16 protein-coding genes and 1 pseudogene are annotated in these 24,948 nt (G+C 47.5%); 11 read left to right on the plus strand and 6 right to left on the minus strand.

Features of this window, described 5'->3' with window-relative positions:
• Positions 1–356: 356 nt before the first annotated feature.
• From JGK20_RS13960 to JGK20_RS13980, 5 genes are all read left to right on the plus strand, one after another.
• A complete protein-coding gene (locus tag JGK20_RS13960) occupies positions 357–884 on the plus strand; it encodes a hypothetical protein (RefSeq protein ID WP_293213448.1) in 528 nt (175 codons plus the stop codon).
• 270 nt (positions 885–1,154) lie between these two features.
• Complete coding sequence (locus JGK20_RS13965; protein WP_293213445.1) at positions 1,155–1,394, plus strand: hypothetical protein; 240 nt, start codon at positions 1,155–1,157, stop codon at positions 1,392–1,394.
• A 230-nt stretch (positions 1,395–1,624) separates the two neighbouring features.
• The gene (locus JGK20_RS13970; RefSeq protein WP_293213442.1) at positions 1,625–2,311 is read left to right on the plus strand and encodes a hypothetical protein; all 687 of its coding nucleotides are present in this window, start codon (positions 1,625–1,627) and stop codon (positions 2,309–2,311) included.
• Between the two features lie 175 nt (positions 2,312–2,486).
• Positions 2,487–4,097 (plus strand): hypothetical protein, encoded by a 1,611-nt coding sequence (locus JGK20_RS13975; RefSeq protein ID WP_293213439.1) that lies wholly within the window; start codon positions 2,487–2,489, stop codon positions 4,095–4,097.
• A gap of 49 nt (positions 4,098–4,146) precedes the next feature.
• Entirely contained in the window at positions 4,147–5,457 is a 1,311-nt protein-coding gene (locus JGK20_RS13980) for an O-antigen ligase family protein (protein ID WP_293213436.1), read from the plus strand.
• Between the two features lie 60 nt (positions 5,458–5,517).
• On the opposite strand, the gene tatC is transcribed toward JGK20_RS13980, so the two are convergent.
• Both tatC and JGK20_RS13990 read right to left on the minus strand, forming a co-directional pair.
• A complete protein-coding gene (gene tatC, locus JGK20_RS13985) occupies positions 5,518–6,285 on the minus strand; it encodes a twin-arginine translocase subunit TatC (protein ID WP_293224995.1) in 768 nt (255 codons plus the stop codon).
• An 853-nt stretch (positions 6,286–7,138) separates the two neighbouring features.
• Positions 7,139–8,092 (minus strand): NAD(P)-dependent alcohol dehydrogenase, encoded by a 954-nt coding sequence (locus tag JGK20_RS13990; protein ID WP_293213433.1) that lies wholly within the window; start codon positions 8,090–8,092, stop codon positions 7,139–7,141.
• Between the two features lie 146 nt (positions 8,093–8,238).
• Here JGK20_RS13990 and JGK20_RS13995 point away from each other — a divergent pair, with 146 nt between their 5' ends.
• From JGK20_RS13995 to JGK20_RS14010, 4 genes are all read left to right on the plus strand, one after another.
• Positions 8,239–8,997: an SDR family oxidoreductase gene (locus JGK20_RS13995; RefSeq protein WP_293184092.1), complete on the plus strand. Its 759-nt coding sequence runs from the start codon at positions 8,239–8,241 to the stop codon at positions 8,995–8,997.
• A 170-nt stretch (positions 8,998–9,167) separates the two neighbouring features.
• Complete coding sequence (locus JGK20_RS14000) at positions 9,168–10,265, plus strand: DJ-1/PfpI/YhbO family deglycase/protease (RefSeq protein WP_293230912.1); 1,098 nt, start codon at positions 9,168–9,170, stop codon at positions 10,263–10,265.
• Between the two features lie 171 nt (positions 10,266–10,436).
• Complete coding sequence (locus tag JGK20_RS14005; RefSeq protein WP_293184088.1) at positions 10,437–11,843, plus strand: N-acetylmuramoyl-L-alanine amidase; 1,407 nt, start codon at positions 10,437–10,439, stop codon at positions 11,841–11,843.
• A gap of 185 nt (positions 11,844–12,028) precedes the next feature.
• Positions 12,029–14,044, plus strand: a complete 2,016-nt coding sequence (locus tag JGK20_RS14010; protein WP_293230915.1) for a family 10 glycosylhydrolase — start codon at positions 12,029–12,031, stop codon at positions 14,042–14,044.
• Between the two features lie 814 nt (positions 14,045–14,858).
• Here JGK20_RS14010 and JGK20_RS14015 read toward each other — a convergent pair.
• The gene (locus JGK20_RS14015; protein WP_293184083.1) at positions 14,859–15,455 is read right to left on the minus strand and encodes a TetR/AcrR family transcriptional regulator; all 597 of its coding nucleotides are present in this window, start codon (positions 15,453–15,455) and stop codon (positions 14,859–14,861) included.
• A 159-nt stretch (positions 15,456–15,614) separates the two neighbouring features.
• Between JGK20_RS14015 and JGK20_RS14020 the strand changes: the two genes are divergently transcribed.
• Both JGK20_RS14020 and JGK20_RS14025 read left to right on the plus strand, forming a co-directional pair.
• Positions 15,615–17,216 carry an MFS transporter gene (locus JGK20_RS14020; protein WP_293206891.1) on the plus strand — a complete coding sequence of 534 codons (1,602 nt, stop codon included), beginning with the start codon at positions 15,615–15,617 and terminating at the stop codon, positions 17,214–17,216.
• A 137-nt stretch (positions 17,217–17,353) separates the two neighbouring features.
• Entirely contained in the window at positions 17,354–18,058 is a 705-nt protein-coding gene (locus tag JGK20_RS14025) for a rhomboid family intramembrane serine protease (RefSeq protein WP_293189867.1), read from the plus strand.
• Positions 18,059–18,220: 162 nt separating this feature from the next.
• Here the strand turns inward: JGK20_RS14025 and JGK20_RS14030 are convergent, their stop codons facing one another.
• From JGK20_RS14030 to JGK20_RS14040, 3 genes and pseudogenes are all read right to left on the minus strand, one after another.
• On the minus strand, positions 18,221–21,298 hold the full coding sequence (locus JGK20_RS14030) for a calcium-binding protein (RefSeq protein WP_293230918.1): 3,078 nt from the start codon (positions 21,296–21,298) through the stop codon (positions 18,221–18,223).
• A gap of 34 nt (positions 21,299–21,332) precedes the next feature.
• Positions 21,333–24,641, minus strand: coding sequence for an Ig-like domain-containing protein (locus JGK20_RS14035; protein ID WP_293230920.1), 3,309 nt, complete (start codon positions 24,639–24,641; stop codon positions 21,333–21,335).
• 124 nt (positions 24,642–24,765) lie between these two features.
• Positions 24,766–24,948, minus strand: a pseudogene (locus tag JGK20_RS14040) (RNA-guided endonuclease TnpB family protein); the annotation flags it as partial.

A 24,948-nucleotide genomic window follows, 5' to 3' on the forward strand; every position in this document is an offset into this window, starting at 1 on the left:
CAATAAGTAATTAGAACGTGTCAGCTTTTCTGACAAATGGGCATGATATAATTCTGGTATCATTTAATTATTTTTGGGTAAGAAGCTTTCTTACCCTATATTTTTTGAGGCGATTTGTCTAGAGTTATCTCCCTGTATGCTTTTCAGACGACCTGTCACCCCGTCAGCTCAATCCGTCAAACGTTACTGAGGCTAAATTAGGTGGGAGCGCTCCTTTCCTAACTCTACTAAACAGCACTTTTCAACCAAAAGGCTGGAACTTTATTTCTTCTGATCAGGCATTAGCTGGTTCTTTTAATATTCAGTCCTACACTGCTAATTATGGTCCTATATCTGGTTTTACTAAGGAGGATGTTGTGTGGAGCGATCTCTTACTCACTTATAGTCCAGTAAAATCAGGCGATATCCTTCCCAATCAAGTTAACCCTACACCCCAAAATAACAATCTGCATTGGATTCAATGGGTAGTCAGCAATCATGGATCAAAACTTTATAAGAATGGTCAACTTGAGGATTTAGGTCATGGAAACGGTGATAACAAAATTGACGTTTTGGCAGATGCAGATAGCCCCTTCTATGATGAAAGTTCACCTTTGGCTACGGAAGATAATTTCTACGATAGTCCCTTCCGCTCAGATATCACGGAAAACCATAACTGGGATGCGGAACTCTATTTGGTTGAGGAGACTGCTCCCAAGACTGTCACAATTTATAATGGTATCAAATGGGGTTGGAAAAATACATATACTCCCCCTAAAACCACTAAAAAGTTTTCCGACAGCCTCGCCTCCGGTTTTGAAGTAGACCGTTTTAACCTCCCTAACCTTACCCCTGGTTCAAAATATATAGCTTGGACAAACAACGACCTCCCCTCCAATCGCTGAAACCCCAACACATTTTTAAGTACGCACAATAACTCAGGTTTTCGACTAGGATTTGACGACAACAGTAGCTCTGTAGGCAATGGTTTTGCCTCCGCACTAACGGGTACTGTAGGTAGTAGCGGCAATATCAACCTCGATGTCCGCGCTGCTGGTGGAGGTGCTCGCGGACAAGACAGAGGCAATTACGAACTGTTTGTTGATGTTTACGACCCACAAGAATCGCCGGATTTTAGCTCCGCAGCTAGCGGTGGCGGCGGCTTCGGAAAAGAAATGCGCGGCTTAACTCAACAAAACCCCATCCTTCCCAATTCTCTCCAAAATGGCTGGCAAGTCTTCAACAAAGTTCCCGGCTGCCGCTGGTTTGACCCTCCAACTACTTACGGCTTTGAATTTCAATCTCTAGAAGACACTTTATTTACTGAAATTCTCGATTTCCCTGTGGGCGATGACCAACAATTTACTGTTGCAGTTGTGGTTTGGTACGATGCGACATATTTTGCGGAAGCATAAACAAACTTAATAAGTGCTATTTATTAAGTCGATCGAGCGTCACCCATTTTCCGTATATATGCGGTTGTCAAATTCATATTAAAGTGCGACTTAGTGGTTTTATTGCAGAGGGTCGGGAAACTATCATCTAAAAAATCAGTATTTTTACCGTTTCAACTTTGAGGGAGCAGTCCTAATATATAGTTTTATAGTTAATAAATCACTTTCAGAAAGCAAGGCAGTTTGATGTGATGAAGCACTTTTCCCTATTTTTATTAGTTTTAATTCTTTCCGGCTTAGTGGCATTGAGTCATGTGCCTAAAGAAGTTATGGCGATTGAAGAGGTGGAAAGTGAGAGGGGATATAACTTGACATCTGTAGAATCGACTAACAAGAATGCAGTTGAAATTGATGGCATCCGCTTTGAAATTTTGGTGCCAAATAGAGTATGGTTAATCCCTGAGAATCGACCCGATGTAAATACCTTGATTCAGCTCGCTATTCGGATTACAAACAACTCGCCTTCTCCTATTCGCTTACCTTTTTTCGATCCCCTGCTTGTAATTCCCTTAGAAATAGTGGAAGCCGATGGTAAAGTATTACAAAGCAAAGGAGGTAGAGATAGACTCCTAAACTCTCCGCAACTCGCTTGTCCCTTAATTCAACCAGGAGAACACGCAACTTTTTTCCCGGACACCAAAGTTTTTTGGCAGAAGAATAGTCTGCTAATCGGAGGCTCTGACGGATTGGGGGGGTCGTGGTATTTTGACAACATAAAGCCTGGTGATTATCAAATTAGATTCAGATATATCAGTTCCCGATCTGTAAGACCGTGCTATGACCCTAAAAAAGATGAAGAACACCTAATACGAGAGATTTGGACAGGTGAAGCAACAACGCCCTTTGTCAAGGTTTACGTAGTTTACCCTGGCACATAAATAGCAATTGAGACACAATTTCATATCGATTTCATATCAAGACAGATTTTTCTTCCATACCTACCCTGTTAAGGAGTTGTTAAGAATGCGATTACATCAATACCGGATAGTTTTATTAACGTCCCCTTTACTGTTTGTGCTAACAGGTAGGGCCTGTTTCGCTTTTTCTTTCACAATGCCATCGCAAAGACCAGATTCTCCCTGTACCCAAAGCTCTGTTTATTGTTCTTCAATATCTTATACCCAGCAAGGTATTGGCACCGTAACTACTTATACAACTACTGTGTCGCAACTACCAGTCGGCGGAACGGATGCTTTTTTTAACCTGCTGACCTCATCCGTTTGGGCGCAAAACGGTTGGACATTTAACAAAGCGCCATCAGTAGAATCTTTAAAAGGTCGGTTTGATATTGGGGTGTATATTCCTTTTGTTACACCCAATGTGGGAGCAGAAATACAAGTTCTTTACAACCCGGTCGTTGGTCAAGATCCAGTAGGCACTAATGTTCATTTTATTCAAAGGGTAGTTAATAATCATGCCTATATATCTACCCTTCAAGGAGTCATTAAGCAACCTTACGGAACTCTCGAGAACAAAATTGACACTGTAATAGAGCAGACACAACTAAGTTTTTTAGACCCTCAAAACCCACAAAAGCAAACATTTAACCCTTTTTACGATACCTATGGTAAAACGGTAAGATATCCAAATCAAACAATTCTTTTTCGTGATTACCCTGTTCGAGATGATATCTATAATAACAAAGCTTGGGATGCAGAACTTTACTTGGCTGAGGTAAAAGATCCCCTTAATAAACCCAATGAAGTCACGATATATGATGGTATCTCATGGGGTTGGAAAAGCATATTTACTCCTCCTAAAACCACTAAAAAATTTTCCGACAGCCTTGCCTCCGGTTTTGAAGTAGACCGTTTTAACGTCTCTGACCTTACTCCCGGTTCAAAATATATAGCTTGGACAAACAACGACCTCCCCTCCAATCGCTGCAACCCCAACACATTTTTAAGTACGCACAATAACTCAGGTTTTCGACTGGGATTTGACGACAACAGTAGCTCTGTAGGAAATGGTTTTGCCTCCGCACTAACCGGTACTGTAGGCAGTAGTGGCAATATCAACCTCAATCTCCGTGCTGCTGGTGGAGGTGCTCGCGGTCAAGACAGAGGCAATTACGAATTGTTTGTCGATGTTTACGACCCACAAGATTCACCTGATTTTAGCGTAGCAACTAGCGGCGGTGGCGGATTCGGAAAAGAAAAGCGCGGCCTGACACAGCAAAACCCCATCCTTCCCAATTCTATCCAAAATGGCTGGCAAGTTTTCAACAAAGTTCCCGGCTGTCGCTGGTTTGACCCTCCAACTACTTACGGCTTTGAATTCCAATCTCTGGAAGACACTTTATTTACTGAAATTCTTGATTTTCCTGCGGGTGATGACCAACAATTTACTGTTGCAGTAGGAGATTCGATCCTCGGTAATTTCAGTCCGGGAGATAAATTAGATTTTGTTTCTTTATTGGGTTATCCAGTAGATAATTTTAGAATCACTGGCATTGATTCATTATTTGGCGAAACACCAGAAACAGCATTTCCCATTCAATTAGCTTTTCAGGAAAGGGAAGGAAGTTTCAAGATGCGGCAAATACCCAAGCCAATTGATGCGGAAGCTGTACCGGAACCGGGGAGTATTTTGGCGGCTAATGGAATGCTGTTATGGTTCGCTGCGATGCGGCGTATTTTGCGGAAAAAGCGACAGGATAGTTGATAGTTGATAGTTGACAGTTGATAGTTGACAGCGAACAGCGGACAGTGAAATGAAAAAACTTTACACTTTGCTATATGCTTTTAGTCTCATTCTCATCAACCCTTGGGGAGGTAGCCGCGGCGAAATTTGGACGCAGCCTAAAGTTTTTGTTGTCTTGCTGATTGTGCTTTCAAATTTATCATTTTTATGGGAAGAAAGGAAACTTTTAACTTTTTCCCGGCAGTGGAAAATCTGCCTGGTTTTGTGGGGATTTTTTTTGACTGTGGGAGCGATTTCTACCCTGAAAAGTCCTTTCCCGGAGCGTTCTTTTTGGGGACAAGACCAAATGGGAGACGGCTGGCTGTACTGGCTGTTAATTTCTATTTTTAGCCTCACTAACAGGCTGCTGTTAAAACTGCATCCAGAATTGTTTCGCTGTCAAATGCGGGGTTTGCTGATTGGAGCTGTGGTTGTAGCTGTTAGCGTTTTTCCACAAGTTGTTAGCTGGCAAATTGATTATACTGCTACTTCCGGTCAGTTGGTCGGGAATGATGTTTTGGCTAGTACGATTTTTCGCGGACAGCAGCCGATCGCACTTTACTCGCATCGCGGCCACGCAGCTATAGTATTGACTCTCGCCGCAGTTATTTCTTTGGTTGGTTGGAAGTGGAAGTTAATTAGCGATCGCACTTCCAGTCTCGCTTTATTTCTCATTCTCCCTGCTTTGCTATTTACCAACACTCGAACAGCGGTTATATCTTTAATGATAGCACTATTTTACTTGCTGGGACGGCAATATTACAAACAATTAATCCCGGCTATTTTTATTGGATTGCTGACAATTAGTGCCATGACCTTTACAAGGCCGCTGGACTGGAATCGGGTATCTGTCGCACAAGTAATGTCCAGCCGATCGCCTTTGTGGGAAGTTGCTGTGCGCGGCATTCAAAAACGACCTCTCTTTGGCTGGGGTTTTAACGGATTTGGTATCGCATATCCTTTCGTCGCCAATCCTAATAACATTCCTCAAATCGTAAGTCTCGGTCAGTTTTCTTATGATTACCTGGATATAAACGGACAGATTCGCACTGAAAAAATACCGAGTTATAAAGCTCACAATTGGATTTTGGATACTGCTGTTTCTACAGGTATTTTGGGGCTGCTTGCTTTTTTTACCTTGTGGGGATATTGCTTTTACTCTGTTATTAGGTCGCCGAATATCGGTATTGAAGCTGTGGCGATCGCCTATACAACTTTCGCGATCGCTTGGTTTGAGTCCGCTGAATACGCGCACATATTTTGGTGGGCGCTAAATTTTTCCGAATCGAGATTTCAGAGTTCAAAATTCACACAAGCAAGGGCGGATAGCTCTAGTTTTTGAGCTATCGACCATATTTTTGCTACAACCCGCTCAGCCCAAAAACTACAAAATTCCTAATTTTCACCGCCCCAAAAGCTTCACCAAACCGACGCCGCCAAAGTAAAGAGCGAGCACCGCACCTCCCAAAAGACTTTGCGTCAAAGGGTCAGTAGAAGGCGTTAAAACAGCACCCAAAACAGCCGCACCTAAGATCACATAACGCCAGCCGGAGAGCATTTTCTGAGAAGAAACTATGCCCAAAACGCCGAGCAATACTTGGACGATCGGGATTTGAAAAGCTAAACCCGTGCTGAACATTAACAGCAGTACAAATTTAAAGTATTTGTCGATCGACCACAACTGCTCTACAACATCCGCCCCGTAGGTAACAAAGAAGTTCAGCGCCGCCGGAATCAGAGCAATATAAGCAAATACCAGCCCGCCCAAAAAGAGGAAACTAGAACCCAAAAACACTGGCCCGAGCAACCCGCGTTCTTTGCGAGTCAAACCCGGTAGCACAAATAGCGCTATTTGGTAAAAAATAAACGGACTTGCAATCAGCAAACCGCTGTATCCCGCCACTTCGATCGAAACAAAGAAATACTCACCGGGAGCTAGTTGCAGAAACTTGACGGGCCCGGCGGGTACTTCTAGCAATTGTACGATCGGTTTAACTGTTAAAAAACAACCAACTACACCTATTGCTACGGCAATTAGCGAGTAGAAAAGTCGCTGACGCAATTCTTCTAAATGGTCGAACAAAGACATCTCAACTTCGTCGGGAAGTTCGTCGAGATATTCGTTTTCGAGGTTGCGGGAACCGAGAAAATCATCGGCGATTGGTGCAATGCTATTTTCGGAACTAACTTCTTCAGCTTCTAAGTTGCTGACATCCGTGAAATCGTCGGCGACTGGTGCAATGCTATTTTCCGCGCTAACTTCTTCAGCTTCTAAGTTGCTGACATCCGTAGAATCATCTGCAATTGGTGCAATAGTATTTTCTGTTTCCGCGCTAACTTCTTCAGCTTCTAAGTTGCTGACATCTGTGAAATCGTCGGCGATTGGTGCAATAGTATTTTCCGAACTAACTTCTTCAGCTTCTAAGTTGCTGACATCCGTAAAATCATCGGCGACTGGTGCAATAGTATTTTCCGAACTAACTTCTTCAGCTTCTAAGTTGCTGACATTCGTGAAATCATCGGTGATTGGTGTAATGCTATTTTCCGCGCTAACTTCTTCAGCTTCTAAGTTGCTGACATCCGTAAAATCGTCGGCGGCTGGTGCAATGCTATTTTCCGAACTAACTTCTTCAGCTTCTAAGTTGCCGACATCCGTAGAATCATCTGCAATTGGTGCAATATTTTCTGAGTTAACTTCTGCACCTTCTAAGTTGTTGACAGCCATCAAATCATCAGCGACTGGTGAAATGCTATTTTCCGCGCTAACTTGTTCGAGGTTGTTGTCGGAATCTTGTTCGGATGTCTCCAAGTCTGAGGGCACAGTCATAGGGAATGGGGAATTGGTAATGGGGAATCGGAAATCGGTAATGGGGCAATTTTAGATTTGTTAATTGTTAATTGGTAATTGGTAATTGGTAATTGTAATTGGTAACTATTAACTATTAACTGTCAACTAAGAGGGCGGGCACGCACCATCCACCGCCCCTACTAATTGTCAACTGTCAACTGTCAACTGTCAACTGTCAACTGACTTCTTCAATGCCGATCGCAATTTTGCCGACAGCGCGGCCGGTTTCGCTGTACGCGTGGGCGCCGGCTACTTCTGGTAAGCTGTAAGTGCGATCGACAATCGGCTCAACTTTATCGGATTCGATTAACTCCCGCAAAATCTCCAAGTCGGCTGGGTTGGCATTGGCTAGAATGAATTTAGCTTTTTTACCAGGAATAAACCAGCTAGTCAACATCGGTGGGAGGTTGTCGAAACTCGGCAAAGTCGAGATATAAACTCCCTCCGGTTGCAGCACTTTTTCGCATTCAGCAAATGTCTTTGTACCGACAGCATCCAAAATTATATCATACTTTTCGGGTTGTTGAGTAAAATCAATTTCTGCATAATCTAGAACACAATCTGCTCCCAAATCCTTGACAAATTCTATATTCTTGGCGCTGCAAACTCCCGTTACTTCCGCATTCATTGCTTTAGCAACTTGCACCGCAAAAATCCCGACTCCGCCGGAAGCACCGTTAATCAATACTTTGTATCCTGCTTTAATTTCACCCAAATCTCTCAACGCTTGCAAAGCCGTTAAACCTGCGATGGGTACTGCTGCTGCTTCGACATGGGTGATGTTGTGAGGTTTAATTGATGCACTCGATTCTGGCACGACAGCGTATTCGGCACAAGCACCGCCAGCGATTGGATTTAAGAATGTATAAACTTCATCTCCGGGTTGAAATTTGGTGACTTCCGAGCCGACTTCTACGACAACTCCCGAGATGTCGGAACCGACAATTCGAGGAAAGTTAAATCCTGTAAGTAGTTGCAGGTGTCCTTGCCGGATTTTCCAGTCTACGGGATTGACGCTGCTAGCGCGAACTCTGACTAACAATTCGTTCGATTTGGCGATCGGCTTTTCTACTTCTCGGTACTGCAATACGTCAACGCTGCCGTAGCGATCGAACACAACTGCTTTCATGGCGATTTTTTTGATTTATTTTTAAGAGGACATTTAATCATGTACAATTATCATATAGCAAATTCTATTTCGCTTGTGAATGGGATTTATTTTTTTTAACCGCAGAGGGCGCAGAGGGCGCAGAGAAAGAGAAAAGAGAGAGAGAAATGATTGATTTAACTGGAAAGGTAATTTTAGTGACGGGCGGCTCGAAAGGGATTGGTGCAGTGACGGTGCGGACTCTTGTTAATGCTGGGGCCGAGGTGATTTTGCATTACTGTCGCAGTCAGGAAGCGGCGGAATCGGTAGCAGCAAGTGTGGCGGGCGATCGCTGTTATTTATTAGCAGCAGATTTGATGTTACCAAACGCGGCCTCTCTTTTGTGGCAAGATGCTGTAAAATGGCGCGGTCATATTGATATTATAGTTAATAATGCTGGGATTATGCAGTCGGCTGGTATCGAGGACGATTTTGATATTTGGTCGTCGGCTTGGCAGCAAACTCTACAAGTTAATTTAGTTGCGGTTGCTGATTTGTGCCGGGAAGCAATTCTACATTTTAAAACTCGCAAGGTTGGTACGATTATTAATATAGCAAGTCGCGCTGCTTTTCGCGGCGATGACCCGAATTATCTGCACTACGCTGCATCAAAAGGTGCGATCGTTTCTTTGACTCGCAGCATTGCGAGAGGATTCGCTGCTGATAATATTTTGGCTTTTACTGTGGCGCCGGGATTTGTGAGTACGGAAATGTCGGATAAGTTTATTAGGGAGTGTGGCGAAGCACAGATTGTGCGCGATATCCCGATCGGCAAAATCGCCCCTCCTCAAGATGTCGCCAACGCGATCGCTTTTCTAGCATCGGGTTTGGCTGTGCACGCTACCGGAACAACGATCGACATTAACGGAGCCTCTTACGTGCATTGACTGTTGACTGTTGACTGTTGACTGTTGATCGTGTTGCTCTACTATAAAATATCTCTAAAGACTCACCTTAACAGCTTTTAAGAATAACTACTTTATCACTTTAGCCAGATGCTCAAAAAACGAGAAGTGACTTATGTTTAGATAAAAAGATAGCCTGAGGGAAAGTGATTGTGACAACAAATAACGGAACTAACACCAAACGAGTTGCCATACTAATCGAAAATGGAGTAGAAGATTCAGAATTTCTGGTTCCTTACAACGCCTTAAAACAAGCAGGATTTGACGTAGTTGTCCTCGGTTCGCGGACAAACGAAAAGTATGCAGGGAAAAATGGTAAAGTCGCCCAGCAAGCTGACGGAACTACCACTGAATCATTAGCAGAAGAATTTGATGCAGTCGTAATTCCCGGCGGTATGGCTCCCGATACAATGCGGACAAATCCCAATACAGTGCGGTTTGTCAAAGAAGCGATGGAACAAGGAAAAATAGTCGCTGCTGTTTGTCACGGCCCGCAACTTTTGATTGAAGCCGACGCGCTCAAAGGCAAAAATGCGACGGGTTTCTTGGCAATTAAAACAGACATGATTAATGCCGGAGCTAACTACATCAACGAACCTTTAGTAGTTGACGGTAACTTGATTACTTCCCGCCAACCGGGAGATTTAGGAATATTTACCACCGCTATTTTAGCGCGCCTCGGTTACGGCGGTAAAGCAGTTGGTTTGCCAGAAGAAACTGATACGAGTGCAGAATGGTGGAAACTAGCTAATGGTTGGGGCGGCTCGACACAAGCGGACATTGTGAAAGGTTTGAATACCGCCCTCGCAGGGGAACGCTATGCTTGCGAAGCGTTTCAGAATTATGCGGAAAAAACCGGAGATGCCGATTTGCGATCGCTCCTGGCGGAAATGATCCAAAATAAACAGAAACACATCCTCGCTCTCGAAAACCGCCTCAGCGATTTCGGCGAAAAACCCTCAATTCCCGCCCAACTTGCTGACAAATACGCTAAATTAAAAGCCTCGGTGCAAGGAACAGATGAAACCTTCTTGCTGCGGAGCACTCTCGGCGATTTGCAAACAGGTGTTGTCGATATCAACAACCTGCGAGCGAAGTTCACAGATCCGGTATCAACTGACATCTTTACACAGATAGAAGCGGATTTGTCCAAGTGCGAGCAAGTCGTTGCTAAACTCTTCCGCACCCGTGCAGTATCGCAGGAAATTAAGGCACCTAAACCTTCGACTAGCCCCGCTGTCAAAATGTGATCTCCACGCGGATTAACAAATTTGTAGTTGTGTTCGGGGGTGAGAACCCCCACCCAGAACGCAACTACAAGTTTTTGCTGCAATAATAAAATATACGCCTTTGCGGTAAAATAAAAGCCGAGCATAAAAAAGCTGACACTGAAGTAACTGCAAGGTGGAGATTTTTATTAAATGGCTTCTATTTTTGTTTCAGCCGGACACGGCGGGTTTGAAGGCAGCGTGCGCGATCCCGGGGCGATCGCATTTGGCACCACCGAATCCCAGGAACTTATTCTCACTCGGGATTTATTAGTACCTGAATTGCGGCAGCGAGGTATAGACACCTTCTCTGTACCAGATACTCTTAGCTTAATCGAAAGTATCGCTTGGATCAATAGTCGCTCTCAGCCGGGAGATGTAGCGGTTGAAATACACATAGACGCTTTTTCTAATCCCCAAGTCCGCGGTGCTAGCGCGTTTTATATTGGTAGCAACCCCAGACGAAAAGCAGATGCAGATTTAATTTTAAATGGCTATTTACGCAGGTGTCCACAAATACCGAATCGTGGCGCAAGAGCAGATACAGAAGCTGGTGTTGGTAGCCTTGCATTCTGTCGGCGCGTAAATATTCCTTCGCTGTTAATAGAACTCGGTTTTTTAACTAACATTGATGACTTGCGAACTATTCAAAATCGCCGCCGTGATGTCGCCCTCGGACTCGCTGACGGACTTGAAGCTTGGTTAAACAATACTCCTTTAAAACCCTTACCGACACCGACACCGACACCGACACCTGCACCGACACCGACACCGACACCGACACCGACACCAAAACCTATAGTTTATCCTTTAATTAATATCCAAATCAACGGTGCGCCCCACGAAGACAAAGGCATTTTGGTCAACGGAAATGCTTTTGTCCCTTCCGAAGTTCTAGACGCTCTCAATGTTAAACCAGAAACAGCCGATCGCCGAATCACCTACAATGGAGTAGTATTCGTGCGGGCTGTCGATTTGCGCGATCGCGACATTTCCGTAACTTGGGATCAGGCCACCACATCAGTATCCCTGCGATCGCGCCGTGATATCCTCTCCGGCGTAGGAAAAATCATGGGACGCGGTTTAACTACCGCCCAACAAATCACAGTATTTCTCACCAAAACAAACAGCAAAGCCCTGGTAATATTTCCCAACCTACCTCAAATTTACGTCCAAGAAGCAGCCGCAGAAGGCGTCAATCACGACGTAGCTTTTTGCCAAATGTGTTTAGAAACAAACTATCTCAACTTTGGCGGTGCAGTCAAACCAGAACAATTCAACTTTGCTGACATGGGAATCGTCAGCCCCACAAATTCCGGCATTTCCTTTCCCGATGCCAGAACAGGAATTAGAGCGCAAATTCAGCACCTAAAAGCTTACGCCAGCACCGAACCAATCAACCAACCTTTAGTTAAAGAAAACGTGCGTTTTCGTTTTGTCAAGCGCGGCGTAGCCCCCACCGTCAACGAACTTGCAGGTCGCTGGAATTCTGACCCTTTATACGGACAAAAAATCATCAATATCATCCGGCTGCTTTACGAAAATGCCAGTTTGCTGTAGTCGGTTGACAGTTGACAGTTGACAGTTGCTATAGCAATTATAGTTGTATTAGTTATTTGTTATTAGTTATTTGTGACTTGCTACTAATAACTAATAACTAATAACTAATAACCGCTCCCCAATGCCCCATTCCCAATGCCCAATGCCCCATTCCCAATTCCCAATTCCCGATTATAAATACAACTATGGTTTCCAGCACTAATCGCTTTTCCGACATTCAAAATCATTGGGCAAAAATATTCATTGATGGCTTAGTAGAAAGGGCCGTAATCAGCGGTTTTCCCGATCGCACTTTTCGCCCCAACAGCAACCTCACCCGGGCCCAATTCGCCGCCATAGTCAGCAAAGCCTTTCCCGTACCCGACAAACGGCCCTACATACCCTTTATCGACGTTCCCGCCACCCACTGGGCCGCCACAGCCATTCAAGCAGCATATAAAAGAGGATTTATCTCCGGCTATCCCGACAACCTGTTTAAACCCGAAAGCCTGATTACCAGGGCCGAAGCATTAGTTGCCTTAGTCAGCGGCATATTTGGGTCAAACGCTGTACCGACAAGCAATCTGGTTCTATCAAACATCTACCAAGACAGCACAGAAATTCCTAATTATGCCAAAAAGGCGATCGTCATAGCAACCCAATCCGAAATAGTCGTCAACGCCCCCAACTTAAACCTATTAAATCCCGCCGGAAACGCCACCAGAGCCGATGTAGTCGCCTGGGTTTATCAAGCATTAGTATATCTCAAAAGAGCGCCACAAATATACAATCAATATATTATAGTTCTCAGTAAAGTTCCCAGGCCGCAAGTTTACGTCAACCACCAGCGAGAATTTCGCGGAGTTTGGATAACATCCGTGTGGAATATTGACTGGCCATTCAGCAACAAACTCTCAACAGAACAGCAAAAAGCCGAACTCCTGAAAATCCTGGACAGGCTGCAAGAAATGAATTTCAATGCAATTATCCTCCAAATTCGAGCAGCAGGCGACGCCCTTTACGCCTCACAATTAGAACCTTGGAGTGCATGGCTGACAGGAACCCAAGGAAAACCACCCGAACCTTACTATGACCCTTTAATATTTGCCGTTACAGAAAGCCACAAACGCAACATCGAAGTTCACGCTTGGTTCAATCCGTACCGCGCCAAAGTTTCCACTCAAACCCCTCCCAACGTCCGCCCGCACCTCTCAGTTACCAATCCCGAATGCGTTTATCCGTGGGGCGACGACTTGTGGATGGATCCGGGAATTGATTTAGTTTTAGACAAGACTTACAACGTAATTTTAGATGTAGTTAAGCGCTACGATATAGACGGCGTTCACTTCGACGATTATTTCTATCCCTATCCCATTGACGGTCAAGAATTTCCCGACAGCAAGATTTACAATAGTTATATTTCTAGAGGCGGCCAAATGAGTTTAGGAGACTGGCGCCGCGAAAATGTCAACAAATTAGTTAGAAGACTCGGACAAGGAATTAAAACAGTCAAACCCAACGTAAAATTCGGCATCAGTCCCTTCGGTATTTATCGACCCGGACAACCACCACAAAGTCGCGGTTTAGACGCCTACGAAACACTCTATGCCGACGCCAAAAAATGGTTAGAATCAGGTTGGGTAGATTATCTAAATCCTCAACTTTACTGGCGCATCGATCAAACAGCTCAAAGCTATCCAATGTTGCTGGAATGGTGGCTAGAAAACAACCCCCAAAACCGACATATTTATGTAGGAAACAACTTAGGAAGACTTGACGGCAACAAGTGGACTGTGCAGGAAATAAACAATCAAATTGAGATTACGCGCAACTCTAAAGACAGCTTAGCTTTAGGCAATGTTTTCTTCAGCATGAAAGCATTTAGCGACAACCGCCAGCAAATCTACGACAATTTTAAATCCACTACATACGCGCAACCCGCACTCGTTCCCGCGATGCCTTGGCAAAATGGAAAGCCGCCGGCCCCTCCAGTATCAGTGGTAGTACAAAAAGTGGGGAATAGCAATGTTTTGCAGTGGAAAAATCCCGTCGATAAAAACATCCGTTCTTGGACGCTTTATCAAAAGAATGGTGATAGCTGGAAACTCATCAAAATCATCAATGCAGACACCGTACAAGTAACGGTAGGAACGGGAATTTATGCTTTGTGTGCGGTTAGCATAATGGCCGTAGAAAGTGTCGGAGTTTTCATAGAAATCTGAGGATAAAACATAAAAATATTCCTGATATCAATTCCGGTTACATCGGGATGATATAAACGGAGGAAACGGCACTGCCGTTTCCCTACCTCGATTAATTGCAGGGAAACGGCAGTGCGGTTTCCTCATTGTGGGTAATATAATTCAATACCGTTTACTTAAGACCGCCCTGGGGTAAAACCCTATGAAAAATAGATACTCTTGTTTGCTTCGTTCCTCGCAATGACAATCTTAAGTAAACCGTATTGATCTATATGTAGCGTATTCGAGGTTTGTGAAGTGTAGGGACACTCCGAGAGCCCATAGGTGTCAACTTAAGGTCAAATCCAGTCAGAGATTGCTGTTTGACTATTAAATCTAGATCCCCCCTAGCCCTCCTTAAGAAGTAGGGTGGTTTTATTGTCAGGATAGGAAATATAAAACTACCAAAAGTATCGCTCAAATGTCGGCTCGCGTTTGGGCCAAGGTACGTAGTTGCGCTTTTAGCGCTCTTTCCTAATATTATAAGGAGCGCTGAAGCGCAACTACGTACCTAATTTGTCTGAGGACAATAAAACCGCCCTACCTAGCCCCCCTTCTTAAGGGGGGGGACAAGAACGTACTCAAAGTCCCCCTTCTTAAGGGGGATTTAGGGGGATCTGGACTATGGTAAAAACGACATTTATCAAGGCTTTCAGGCTTAAGTTGACACGCCTTGGGCAGTGCCGTGTCCCTACGGGGAGCGAGTGTACTTCATAAATGTGGAATTTGCTGTATGTTGCCAAACTTGCGGACAAGTTGAATAGAGACAGATCCAGCGATCGTTCAACTTTTTGAGCTACTTTAAAATCATCCCAAACATAAACTGAATATAGTTCTTCAGCGGAGCATCACTTTTGCTCAGTTTCATTTGCAACAAAGCACCTTCCCAACTATTTAAACAAAACTCTGCTAAGTCTTGAGCCTTTTGGTTTTTGGAGATTTCACCCGCAGTTTGGGCAGCTTCAATGCACTCAGCAAACTGATCTCGCCAGCGATCCGTAGCTTCTTGCAACCGCAGGCGAAAGCGATCGTTTTGATCGGCCATTTCTTGGCTGAGATTGCCAAACAAACAGCCTTCTCGGTATTGCAGAGTTTCAAATTCCTCTAACTTAAAGGTAAAATAACGCTTCAGCCGATTCAGAGGAGTGAGATTGATATCACCTAAATACTGTTCGACAATGCGATCGTGCATTTGGGAATCGTACTCGATGATTGCCAAACCGAATTCTTCTTTGCTACTGAAGAAGTGATAGAAAGAGCCTTTCGGAACCCCTACCGCTTGCAAAACTTCCTGAATTCCGGCGTGATTGTATCCTTTTTCCACAATGATTCGTCGCCCTGCTTTAATCAGAGCAAGTTTGGTATCTTCTTTGATGGCAACTTTTCCACTCATAAACAATGTTACTAGACCAGTCGTCTCGCTCGACGTTTTGAGATTAGCCTAATTTTGATGATTTTGTCAAGAAGGAGGGGCTTTAGTCATGGTATTAAAAAAACAATAATTTCAGGTGATGTAAGATAAAATTCGATCGCAAACTCTCCCTATCCAAACATGAGCGCCACCGCACCAAAGCCCGCCTCAATGTGGAGTCCCCTAGCCCAGCCCGTATTTCGAGCTCTCTGGCTAGCCTCGGGAGTTTCCAGCATCGGCACCTGGATGCACGATGTAGGGGCCTCCTGGCTGATGACATCCCTTTCCCCCTCGCCCTTGCTAATCGCCATGATGCAAGCAGCATCCAGCTTGCCATTTTTCATGCTAGCGCTACCTGCCGGCGCGATCGCCGATGTAGTTGACAGACGCCGCCTGCTATTATTCACCCAAGGCTGGATGCTTGCCGCCGCAGCACTTTTGGGAATTCTCACCGTTGCCAACCTCACAACTCCCTGGATACTCCTAACATTAACCTTTGTGATGAGCATCGGCAGCGCCGTAAATATGCCAGTCTGGCAAGCAATTACCCCCGAATTAGTTGCCAAAGAACAACTGCCGTCAGCCGTAACATTGACCGGAATTGTCATCAATTTATCGCGATCTGTAGGCCCCGCTTTAGCAGGAATTATCATCGCATCCGCCGGAACAGGCTTCGTCTTTTTGCTGAATGCAGCTTCCTTTATCGGAGTCATTCTAGTCATTTATACGTGGCAGAGAAAGCCCCAAGAAACAGCTTTACCCGCAGAAAGATTTATCGGCGCAATGCAAGCCGGAATCCGCTACGTGCGCTATTCTCCACCTTTTCAAGCAGTCCTGATCCGCGCTGGGGCATATATTTTCTTTGCCAGCGCTTTGTTTGCCATGCTGCCACTTTTGGGTCGCCGAGAATTAGGTTTAGATGCTTTTAGATACGGGATAATTCTCGGTTTTTGGGGAATCGGTGGGTTAGCCGGAGCATTTATTTTGCCCAAAATCCGGCAGCGAATTTCCACTGATTTGTCGGTAGCTGCGGCATCAGCGGTGTTTGGCACAATGATGCTGGTATTGAGTTATACGCGCAATTTCTACGCAGTTTGTGCAGCGATGCTGGTAGTGGGATTGTCGTCTTTGACAGTGATGGTAAGTTTGAATGTAGCTGCTCAAACAGCCGTTCCTACATGGGTGCGGGCGAGAGCTTTAGCGACATATTTGTTAGTGTTTCAGGGAAGCATGACTTTAGGTAGTTTACTGTGGGGAACCATTGCCCAGCAAGCAGGAATTTCTGTTAGTTTACAGATTGCAGCAGTTGGAGCGATCGCGACTACAGCCCTCGCCACTCGCTACCGTCTCCGATGTGCAGAAAAAATGGATTTAACATCTTCCCTGCACTGGCAGCAACCAGCCCACTCTTTTGAACCATCTCCCAACGACGGCCCGGTATTAATTACTTTAGAATACTGCATCGATCCGGCCGATGCAAATAGTTTTAAACAAGTAATGCAAGCACTAAGTCGCACCAGGCGGCGCGACGGGGCGATTCAGTGGGGATTGTATCAAGATTTATCCCATCCCAGCCGATTTGTAGAAACGATAATTGTCGAATCTTGGGCAGAGCACAAACGCCAATTCGAGCGAGTCACAAATGCCGATCGCGCGATCGAAGAAACAGCCCGCGCTTTTCACATCGGAGACACCCCCCCCAAAGTTTCCCAAATGATTTACGGCAATCCTGACAATAGATAAATTCTAGAGACAACCAACTGACTAATAACTAATGACTGCTGACTAATCCTAATAAATTCTTCCTTCCGACAGAAGACTTTTGGCCTGCAAATACGATATCGTGTTGCCAATATTTTGATGTTGAGGAGAAAAAAACTGTGGTTCCCTTACGCGATGACAATCCCACCAGTATCACTCCCTACGTTACCTTCGGACTGATTGCTGCCAACGTATTAGTGTTTTTGTACGAACTCAGTTTGGGCGATCGCCAATTAACGCAATTTTTCTACTCTTGGGCGGTCGTTCCTTGCCAGTTAAGCAATATGTGTCGGGTGTCTCTGCCAGTTTCGCCATTTCCCGAATGGACGACACTAATTAGCTCGCAATTCCTGCACGCAGGCTTTCTCCACATTGCCGGAAATATGTTATTTTTGTGGATTTTTGGTAACAACGTAGAAGACCGTTTAGGACACGTAAAATATTTAATATTTTACCTTACTTGCGGCGTTTTAGCATCACTAACTCAGTGGTATTTTTCCTCATCATCGGCTATTCCTTCCCTGGGCGCTAGCGGCGCGATCGCAGGCGTGATGGGCGCATACATTCTCAGATATCCCCAAGCCAAAGTTCTTACTTTACTACCTCTGGGCATTTTTATTACTACAGTCAGAGTTCCCGCTTTCTTCTTTCTCGGATTTTGGTTTGCACAGCAAGCATTGAGCGGTTTAGCTTCCTTGAATGCGCCGGCAAGTGTGGGCATGGAATCCGGGGGAGTTGCCTATTGGGCTCATGCCGGCGGCTTTGTTTTTGGCGCGATTCTCGGCCCTTTATTGGGACTTTTTTCTGATGAAAATCAGATTTAGATAAGATGGCGGTTGAAACCGCGTCTATACAAAGAAAGTCCGCCTCCGCGGACTGAAGAAAATAATGTAATTTCAACTGCCCGCTGTTCTACTCTTCAACCCACGGAGGTGGGTTTTGTTTGTATAGAGGCGGTTTCAACCGCGAGCGTCTTCTATCTATTCCTAGATAAACGTGAAGTCAAATCCCGAAAGAGAAGAAACTCCTGTTACACCATTTAACTTCGCCAAAATGCGAGAATCGTTGCCGGCGAGGTTGTTGCCATTGCCGTCATAAATGATGTAAGTATTGCCGCCGGAATCGTAGGCAAACAAGAATGCACTTCCTCCTAGAATATTTGCAGAAACAGTTGTCTGCACGTTCAGCAGAACTAGGGTGCCACTATTGAGATTCCCGAATCCGGGGGCAAAGTTAAACTGATCGGCGATCGGCACACCGAGACCGGTAAAATCAGTAATCACATCGTATCCGCCTGCGGCGATCGCAGCATTGATGGCCGCCGAAGAAGCCGCATCAAAGGCCAGCCCGCCATCCGCAGGACTGGTATAGCGGAATTGATTGCTACCACCGCCACCCGTCATGGTATCTGCACCCAGGCCGCCTACGAGCACGTCGTTATCCAAACCGCCGTTCATCGTATCGTTGCCGCCTTGGCCGTCAACAGTATCTGCCCCTGCAAAACCGTTCAAATTGTCCGGCAAAGAACCACCAACCAATTTGTTAGGCCCGCTATCAGCCGCCAAGATGGAAACGGCGATCGTACCTGTGCCCGGAATTGTCCCGAATCCGTCGCTGACGCTGTAGGTGAAAGTAGTTGTACCCGCTACGTTGCCGGGGATGAACTGCACCTGAGTGCCGAGATTCACAGCTATGCCCAGTTTTGGCGTGCCGACATTGATAATGCTGAGTGGCCCTTTCTGCGGGCTGGAATCGTTGGCGAGTACGTCGATGAATGTCGGCAGCAAATTATTCGTATTCGTAAATACGATGCCGTCATCGCCAAGCACCGGCGGCAAGCTAGTCGGAAGGGTTGACGATGTATTGAAAGAGTTGATGTTAATCGCAACTGAGGCTGCCGCCGTGCCACCTTGATCGTCCGCTACGCTGTAGCTGAAGGAACCGGCTGACCCGATTACATCAGTTTTAGGTTGGAATTGCAGGCCGAGTAATTCCTGAACTGTCAGTTTTTGGTTCAGGGCGATCGGAGTTGTACCGACAACTACTTGACCGAAATTCGGATTGGGCACTCCGATTACTCCGATCGACAATGGTTGGCCCTCTGGATCTGTCGGCTGCGAAATACTTAGAGACAGAGGCGAATTCTGCAAAGCTGTCAGCGTTTTACCAGTTTCGACGATCGGCAGTTCGTTAGGAGTCGGAGTGGTAAAACTCGGCGGAACTGGCCCACCACCGAAAGGCGGAGGAGTTGGGGTTGTCGCAGTTGGAGTCGGGACAATAGAAGGACTCGGACTCGGAGTTGTCCCCGGTGATGGAGTCGGACTCGGAACCTGTGTCGGTAATGTCCCCGGCGACGGAGTTGGACTCGGATTTGTCCCCGGTGATGGCGATGGAGTCGGACTCGGACTTGTTGCCGGAGTCGGACTTGTTGCCGGAGTCGGACTTGTTGCCGGAGTCGGACTTGTTGCCGGAGTCGGACTTGTTGCCGGAGTCGGACTCGTTGCCGGAGTCGGACTCGTTGCCGGAGTTGGACTTGTTGCCGGAGTTGGACTTGTTGCCGGAGTCGGACTTGTTGCCGGAGTCGGACTTGTTGCCGGAGTTGGAGAAGCAGTTGTCCCCGTCGGTGGCGGTGTCGTAACAGGTTTTGTCCCCGTTGAGGGTGTCGGGGAAGCCGTTGTCCCCGTTGGTGTCGGGGAAGCCGTTGTCCCCGTCGGAGTTGGAGAAGCCGTTGTCCCCGTCGGAGTTGGAGAAGGACTTGTCCCCCTCGGTGTCGGAGAAACACTTGTTCCCTGAATAGTAAAGGGATTATCTTCTACGCGCGGTATTCGAGCCGTAGTGAACCTAGATTCATCTAGCGAACCAGGTCGCACATCAACCAACACCGCCAAAAATTCGCCAGTTTGCTTGTCCTGAATAATCGTGTTGCTAGAATTCGAGCCTTGACCCTGGAAGATGTTTAACTGTGTAAAGTTCAGACCTCCAGCCAAGCCGATCGAATCTCCTGCCTTAAAATCTCTGATTAAATCAGCATCACCGATCTCGCGGCCGCCAGTAGTCAGAAACCCGCTACTAGAAACCGACGTACCCACCCTACCGAGAACAAAGATATCCGAACCCTCGCCTCCTGTCAGAGTATCAGACCCGCGATCGCCCGTCAGAATATCATCCCCAGCATCTCCAGATAGAGCATCATTGCCATCTCCTCCAAATAGCAGGTCATCACCCTCGCCACCCTCACCAGTATCGTTACCAACACCGCCGCTGATGACATCCCCACCGTCGGCGCCCAAAAGAATATCATTGCCCGCAGCGCCGATCAGGCAGTCATTGCCCGTGTCGCCAAAAACAGTGTCACTGCCCTTGTCGCCAAAAATCAGGTCGTCTTCCGCACCTCCGCGCAGACAGTCATTGCCTTTACCGCCGTACAGCGTATCGTTGCCTTCCGAACCCAAGACAACATCGTTGCCCTGGTCGCCAAAAGCTGCATCGTTGCCCTGGTCGCCAGAAACCAAGTCATCGCCTTTGCCGCCCCGCACGGTGTCATTACTGCGCCCGCCTTCAACGATATCTTTACCAGCGCCACCATTGAGAGAATCGTTACCGTCTTCGCCCCTGATGATATCGTCCCCGTCCCGACCCAGAATCGTGTCGTCCCCGTCGCGCCCGGAAATCGTGTCGTTGAACAAGCTGCCGATTAAATAGTTATTCCCGTCATTGGCGACAACTACACCATCGACAAACAGCGGCTGTGGGGGAGGCGTGGGTACAGTCGGAGTTGGTCGAGGCACCGGTACGATCGAAATCCCCGGGCCTGTCCCCATCATCGTCGGAGTTGTCCCCGTCATCGACGGAGTTGTCCCCGTCATCGTCGGAGTTGTCCCCGCCATCGACGGAGTTGTCCCCGTCATCGACGGAGAAGTCCCCGTCATCGACGGAGAAGTCCCCGTCATCGACGGAGAAGTCCCCGTCATCGACGGAGAAGTCCCCGTCATCGACGGAGTTGTCCCCGGCGACGGCGTAGGAGTGGTCTCCGGTATAATAATTACTGGTACTGCACTGGGCATTTTTCGGACTCCTTGCGACGCTACTCAAAAACGACTAGATAAACTTAAAGTCAGAGGCAGTAATGACGGTGCTAAGAGCTCCCGGCACTGTAGGAATAGAATTCAACACTGCCAAATCGAAAGCTGGGAGACTGTCGTCTGCCACATTCGGGTCAAAGCCGAGAACATACTGGTTAAAAGTATTGTTCAGGTACACGAAGAAAGCTCCAGTTTTGCTCGAACCGTTTTGATTCTTCAACACTGCATTGATTGCTTGAGCGTTGTCAAATTTAGATTCAAACAAAATCACTTCTTGCTTGCTGATGTTGTCGCCGCCACTGCCGATATTCCTGACGATAAAACTGGTGAAATCGTTAGTAGTTCCCGAGTTGGTTAAACCTGCGAAATTTGACGACCTGAACAAGAATCTGTCGGTGCCGGTGCCATTAGCATTAAAGTCAGTAATGATATCTACACCTTCACTCGGAGTTTCGTAGTAGAAGAAATCATTACCAGCATCGCCGGTGAGCAAGTCAGAACCGTTCCCGCCGCCCAAAATATCATTGCCCGCACCGCCGGAAAGCGAGTCATTGTCATCGCCACCCAATACCAAGTCGTTGCCGAAGGCGCCGCTGAGACAGTCGCTACCGGCGCCGCCGTCTACAGTGTCGTCGCCCGCTTCGCCCAACAGGGAGTCGCCGCCGCCCTCGCCTAATATGTAGTCGTTGCCCGCACCTCCGAGTCCGGTGTCGCTGCCTTCTCCACCTAAAATGGTGTCTTCGCTATCGCCGCCGGAGATCGAATCGTTATTGATACCGCCATCGAGCAAGTCTCTGCCGATGCTGCCATCGAGGATGTCGTCGCCGGCACCGCCCTCGATCGAGTCATCGCCAATTCCACCCAATAATGTGTCGGTGCCGCTGCCTCCAAGTATCGAGTCCTCGCCGGCTTCTCCCAATATCGAATCATTCCCAGCGCCGCCGTCAATGGTGTCGCCGTTGTCACCGCCCGAGATGATGTCATTGTCATTGCCGCCGAACATCAAATCGTTGCCCAGTCCGCCAACTAGCGAATCTATGCCATCTTCGCCATTGATGGTGTCGTTGCCCAGTCCGCCGTCGAGGTTGTCGTTGCCGATCGAACCCAGCAGCGAGTCATTGCCTGCATCACCGAATGCAAAGTCGTCGCCGCCCCTGCCGTCGATGATGTCGTCCCCGGCACCGCCTGAGATGGTATCGTTGCCTGCCCCGCCGATGATGTAGTCGCTGATGTTGCTGCCTGTAAAGCTGCTGGCAGGAAGTGCGGTGCGATCGACAATATTATCTACCACCGTAATGCTGAAGGATGCCGGCCCGATCTTTGAAGACCCGTCGGAGGCTGTAAACGTGAAACTGTCGCTGCCACCTCCTGCTAACAAGTTGTATTTGACAATGTTGTTGTTGACATCGTCTTGGCTAAATTTGCCGCCCACGTTGAGAAATGTGGTGCCCCTTTGCACAAAACCTCTGGTAGCGTCGGGGGCTTTAGTAATCGTGTAAACAATTTCCGATGGAGGGTTGTCGGGATCTGTCACCAACAAATCGGCGGCGGTGATTGTCTGAGTAGGAGCACTTTTGGCAACCACCACACCATCGTTAATAACTAGCTGTGGGGGGTTGCTGACGTTGATAGTTACTGTTGCCTGAGCAGTGCCGCGGTTGCCGTCTGAGATCGAGTAGCTGAAGCTGTCAGAACCAGAGAAGCCAGCATTTGGGGTGTATTTGAAGTCGCCGCCGCCCAAGGGAGTCAGAGTCCCTTTGGCTGTTGGGGTAAAAGTCGTAACCGTCAAAGGGTTCTTGTCTGCATCGGTGTCGTTCAACAGAACGTTGAAAGTGAGACCTTGACCTGAAACCGTAGTGAAGTTGTCGTTAACTGCGACTGGAAGCTGATTGACAGGTGTCGGACTCGGACTTCCTGTCGGCGTCGGACTTCCTGTCGGTGTCGGGCTTCCTGTCGGCGTCGGCGTTGGACTCGGACTTGCCGTCGGCGTGGGGAAGATTGGCCTCGGACTCGGCGTCGGAGTGTCTGTGGGAGTCGGAGTGTCTGTGGGTGTGGGAGTCGGACTCGGTGTCGGAGTTGGTGTGGGAGTCGGACTTGCCGTCGGTGTGGGAGTCGGCGTCGGACTCGGAGTCGGCGTCGGAGCTGGTAGTGGGGTGGCGCTGCCTGGAACTATGGGGGCAATTACAAATGAGCTGCGTCCCAAGGTTCTGCTGTCTACTCCGGGCAATACTGCTAAAAAGTCGCCGCTGACGCCGTTGCGAATAATGGTGCTGCCGGCTTTGCTGTCGGTGCTTTGGAAGATTACCAAATCTTCAAACTTGAGGTCGCCGCTCAGCCCGATCGCATCTTCACCTTGGCGAAAGTCTGTGAAAATATCAGCATCGGCGATATCCGGGCCGCCTGTGGTGAGAAATGCTGGGTTAGTGCCGTTGCTGCTGCTGCCACCGGGGGTGCTGAAGGTACCGATAACGAAGACATCTCTGCCTTCGCCTCCTGCTACTATGTCTTTGCCTGCTTCGCCCCAAAGAATATCGTTGCCAGCACCACCGTCCACGATGTCGTCCCCAGCACCGCCGAACACGATGTCGTCGCCGTCACCTGCAAAAATGGTATCCGCGCCGCCATTGCCGTAGAGCCAGTCGCCTCCTTCGTTGCCAAATAGCAAGTCTTCGCCTTCGCCACCGAAGAGCGAGTCATTACCTTGATCGCCCCAGAGAACGTCATCGCCGCGATCGCCCAAAAAGCTGTCGTCGCCCAACCCACCGCGCAAGCTGTCGGTGCCTTTGCCGCCGTAGGCTGTATCTTTGCCTTCGCCTCCAATTACCGTATCGTTGCCGTCATTGCCGTACAACAAATCGGGGTTATTTCCCCCGTCGAGGGAATCGCTGCCTTTGCCTCCGTACAGGGTATCGAGTCCTGAACCGCCGTCGAGCACGTCGTTGCCGGGGCCACCAAACAATACGTCCTCATCATCATTGCCAAAAACTAAATCATCGCCACCAGATCCTTGCAGGTTGTCGTTGCCTTGCAGCCCGGAAATCACGTCGGGGCCGGGACTGCCAACTAACGAGTCGTTGGTTTCTGTTCCCCGAAGTACGCCCCCAATGATTGAGGGTACGGTACCTTTTCCTCCGCCCAATGTGTCGTCTATGCCGCCCAATGTGTCGTCAGAGGGAGTTGGCGTCCGCGTTGGGGTTGGTGTTGGCGTTGGTGTCGTTGGCGTTGGCGTCGTTGGCGTTGGCGTCGTTGGCGTTGGCGTCGTTGGCGTTGGCGTCGTTGGCGTTGGCGTTGGCTCAACTATAATAATTGGTACTGCACTGGGCATTATTTTGGCTCCTTATCAACAACGATCCCGATTAACTTTAAGAACTGATTAGTATCAGCTTGTTGCCACAAATCTGGCCTAAAATTGATTATTGACACTCCCCGGTCTGAAGACGCGGGGATTCTTAAGGACAAACTTTGGGGGATGAATCCGCCCAAAGTTTAATTCTTAAAGGGTTAGTCAGTAACCCGCTACCCACTCGCTCAACTATTGAGTCTATGGCTACTTTTGATTTCCTAATGATGTTTGCCGCACCGTTAACATCTGCATTCAGAATTGATTTCTGAGCAGAACGGTATAAACCTCG

The organism is Microcoleus sp. PH2017_05_CCC_O_A (genome assembly GCF_020738785.1).
Classification (GTDB): Bacteria; Cyanobacteriota; Cyanobacteriia; order Cyanobacteriales; family Microcoleaceae; genus Microcoleus.

Coding starts and splice junctions, on each gene's coding strand:
- JGK20_RS13980 (WP_293213436.1), top strand. CDS start 4,147: ATGAAAAAACTTTACACTTTGCTATATGCTTTTAGTCTCATTCTCATC.
- JGK20_RS13975 (WP_293213439.1), top strand. CDS start 2,487: ATGCCATCGCAAAGACCAGATTCTCCCTGTACCCAAAGCTCTGTTTAT.
- JGK20_RS14020 (WP_293206891.1), top strand. CDS start 15,615: ATGAGCGCCACCGCACCAAAGCCCGCCTCAATGTGGAGTCCCCTAGCC.
- JGK20_RS14035 (WP_293230920.1), bottom strand. CDS start 24,641: ATGCCCAGTGCAGTACCAATTATTATAGTTGAGCCAACGCCAACGCCA.
- JGK20_RS14005 (WP_293184088.1), top strand. CDS start 10,437: ATGGCTTCTATTTTTGTTTCAGCCGGACACGGCGGGTTTGAAGGCAGC.
- JGK20_RS13970 (WP_293213442.1), top strand. CDS start 1,625: ATGAAGCACTTTTCCCTATTTTTATTAGTTTTAATTCTTTCCGGCTTA.
- JGK20_RS14030 (WP_293230918.1), bottom strand. CDS start 21,298: ATGCCCAGTGCAGTACCAGTAATTATTATACCGGAGACCACTCCTACG.
- JGK20_RS13995 (WP_293184092.1), top strand. CDS start 8,239: ATGATTGATTTAACTGGAAAGGTAATTTTAGTGACGGGCGGCTCGAAA.
- JGK20_RS14010 (WP_293230915.1), top strand. CDS start 12,029: ATGGTTTCCAGCACTAATCGCTTTTCCGACATTCAAAATCATTGGGCA.
- JGK20_RS13990 (WP_293213433.1), bottom strand. CDS start 8,092: ATGAAAGCAGTTGTGTTCGATCGCTACGGCAGCGTTGACGTATTGCAG.
- JGK20_RS14015 (WP_293184083.1), bottom strand. CDS start 15,455: ATGAGTGGAAAAGTTGCCATCAAAGAAGATACCAAACTTGCTCTGATT.
- JGK20_RS13965 (WP_293213445.1), top strand. CDS start 1,155: ATGCGCGGCTTAACTCAACAAAACCCCATCCTTCCCAATTCTCTCCAA.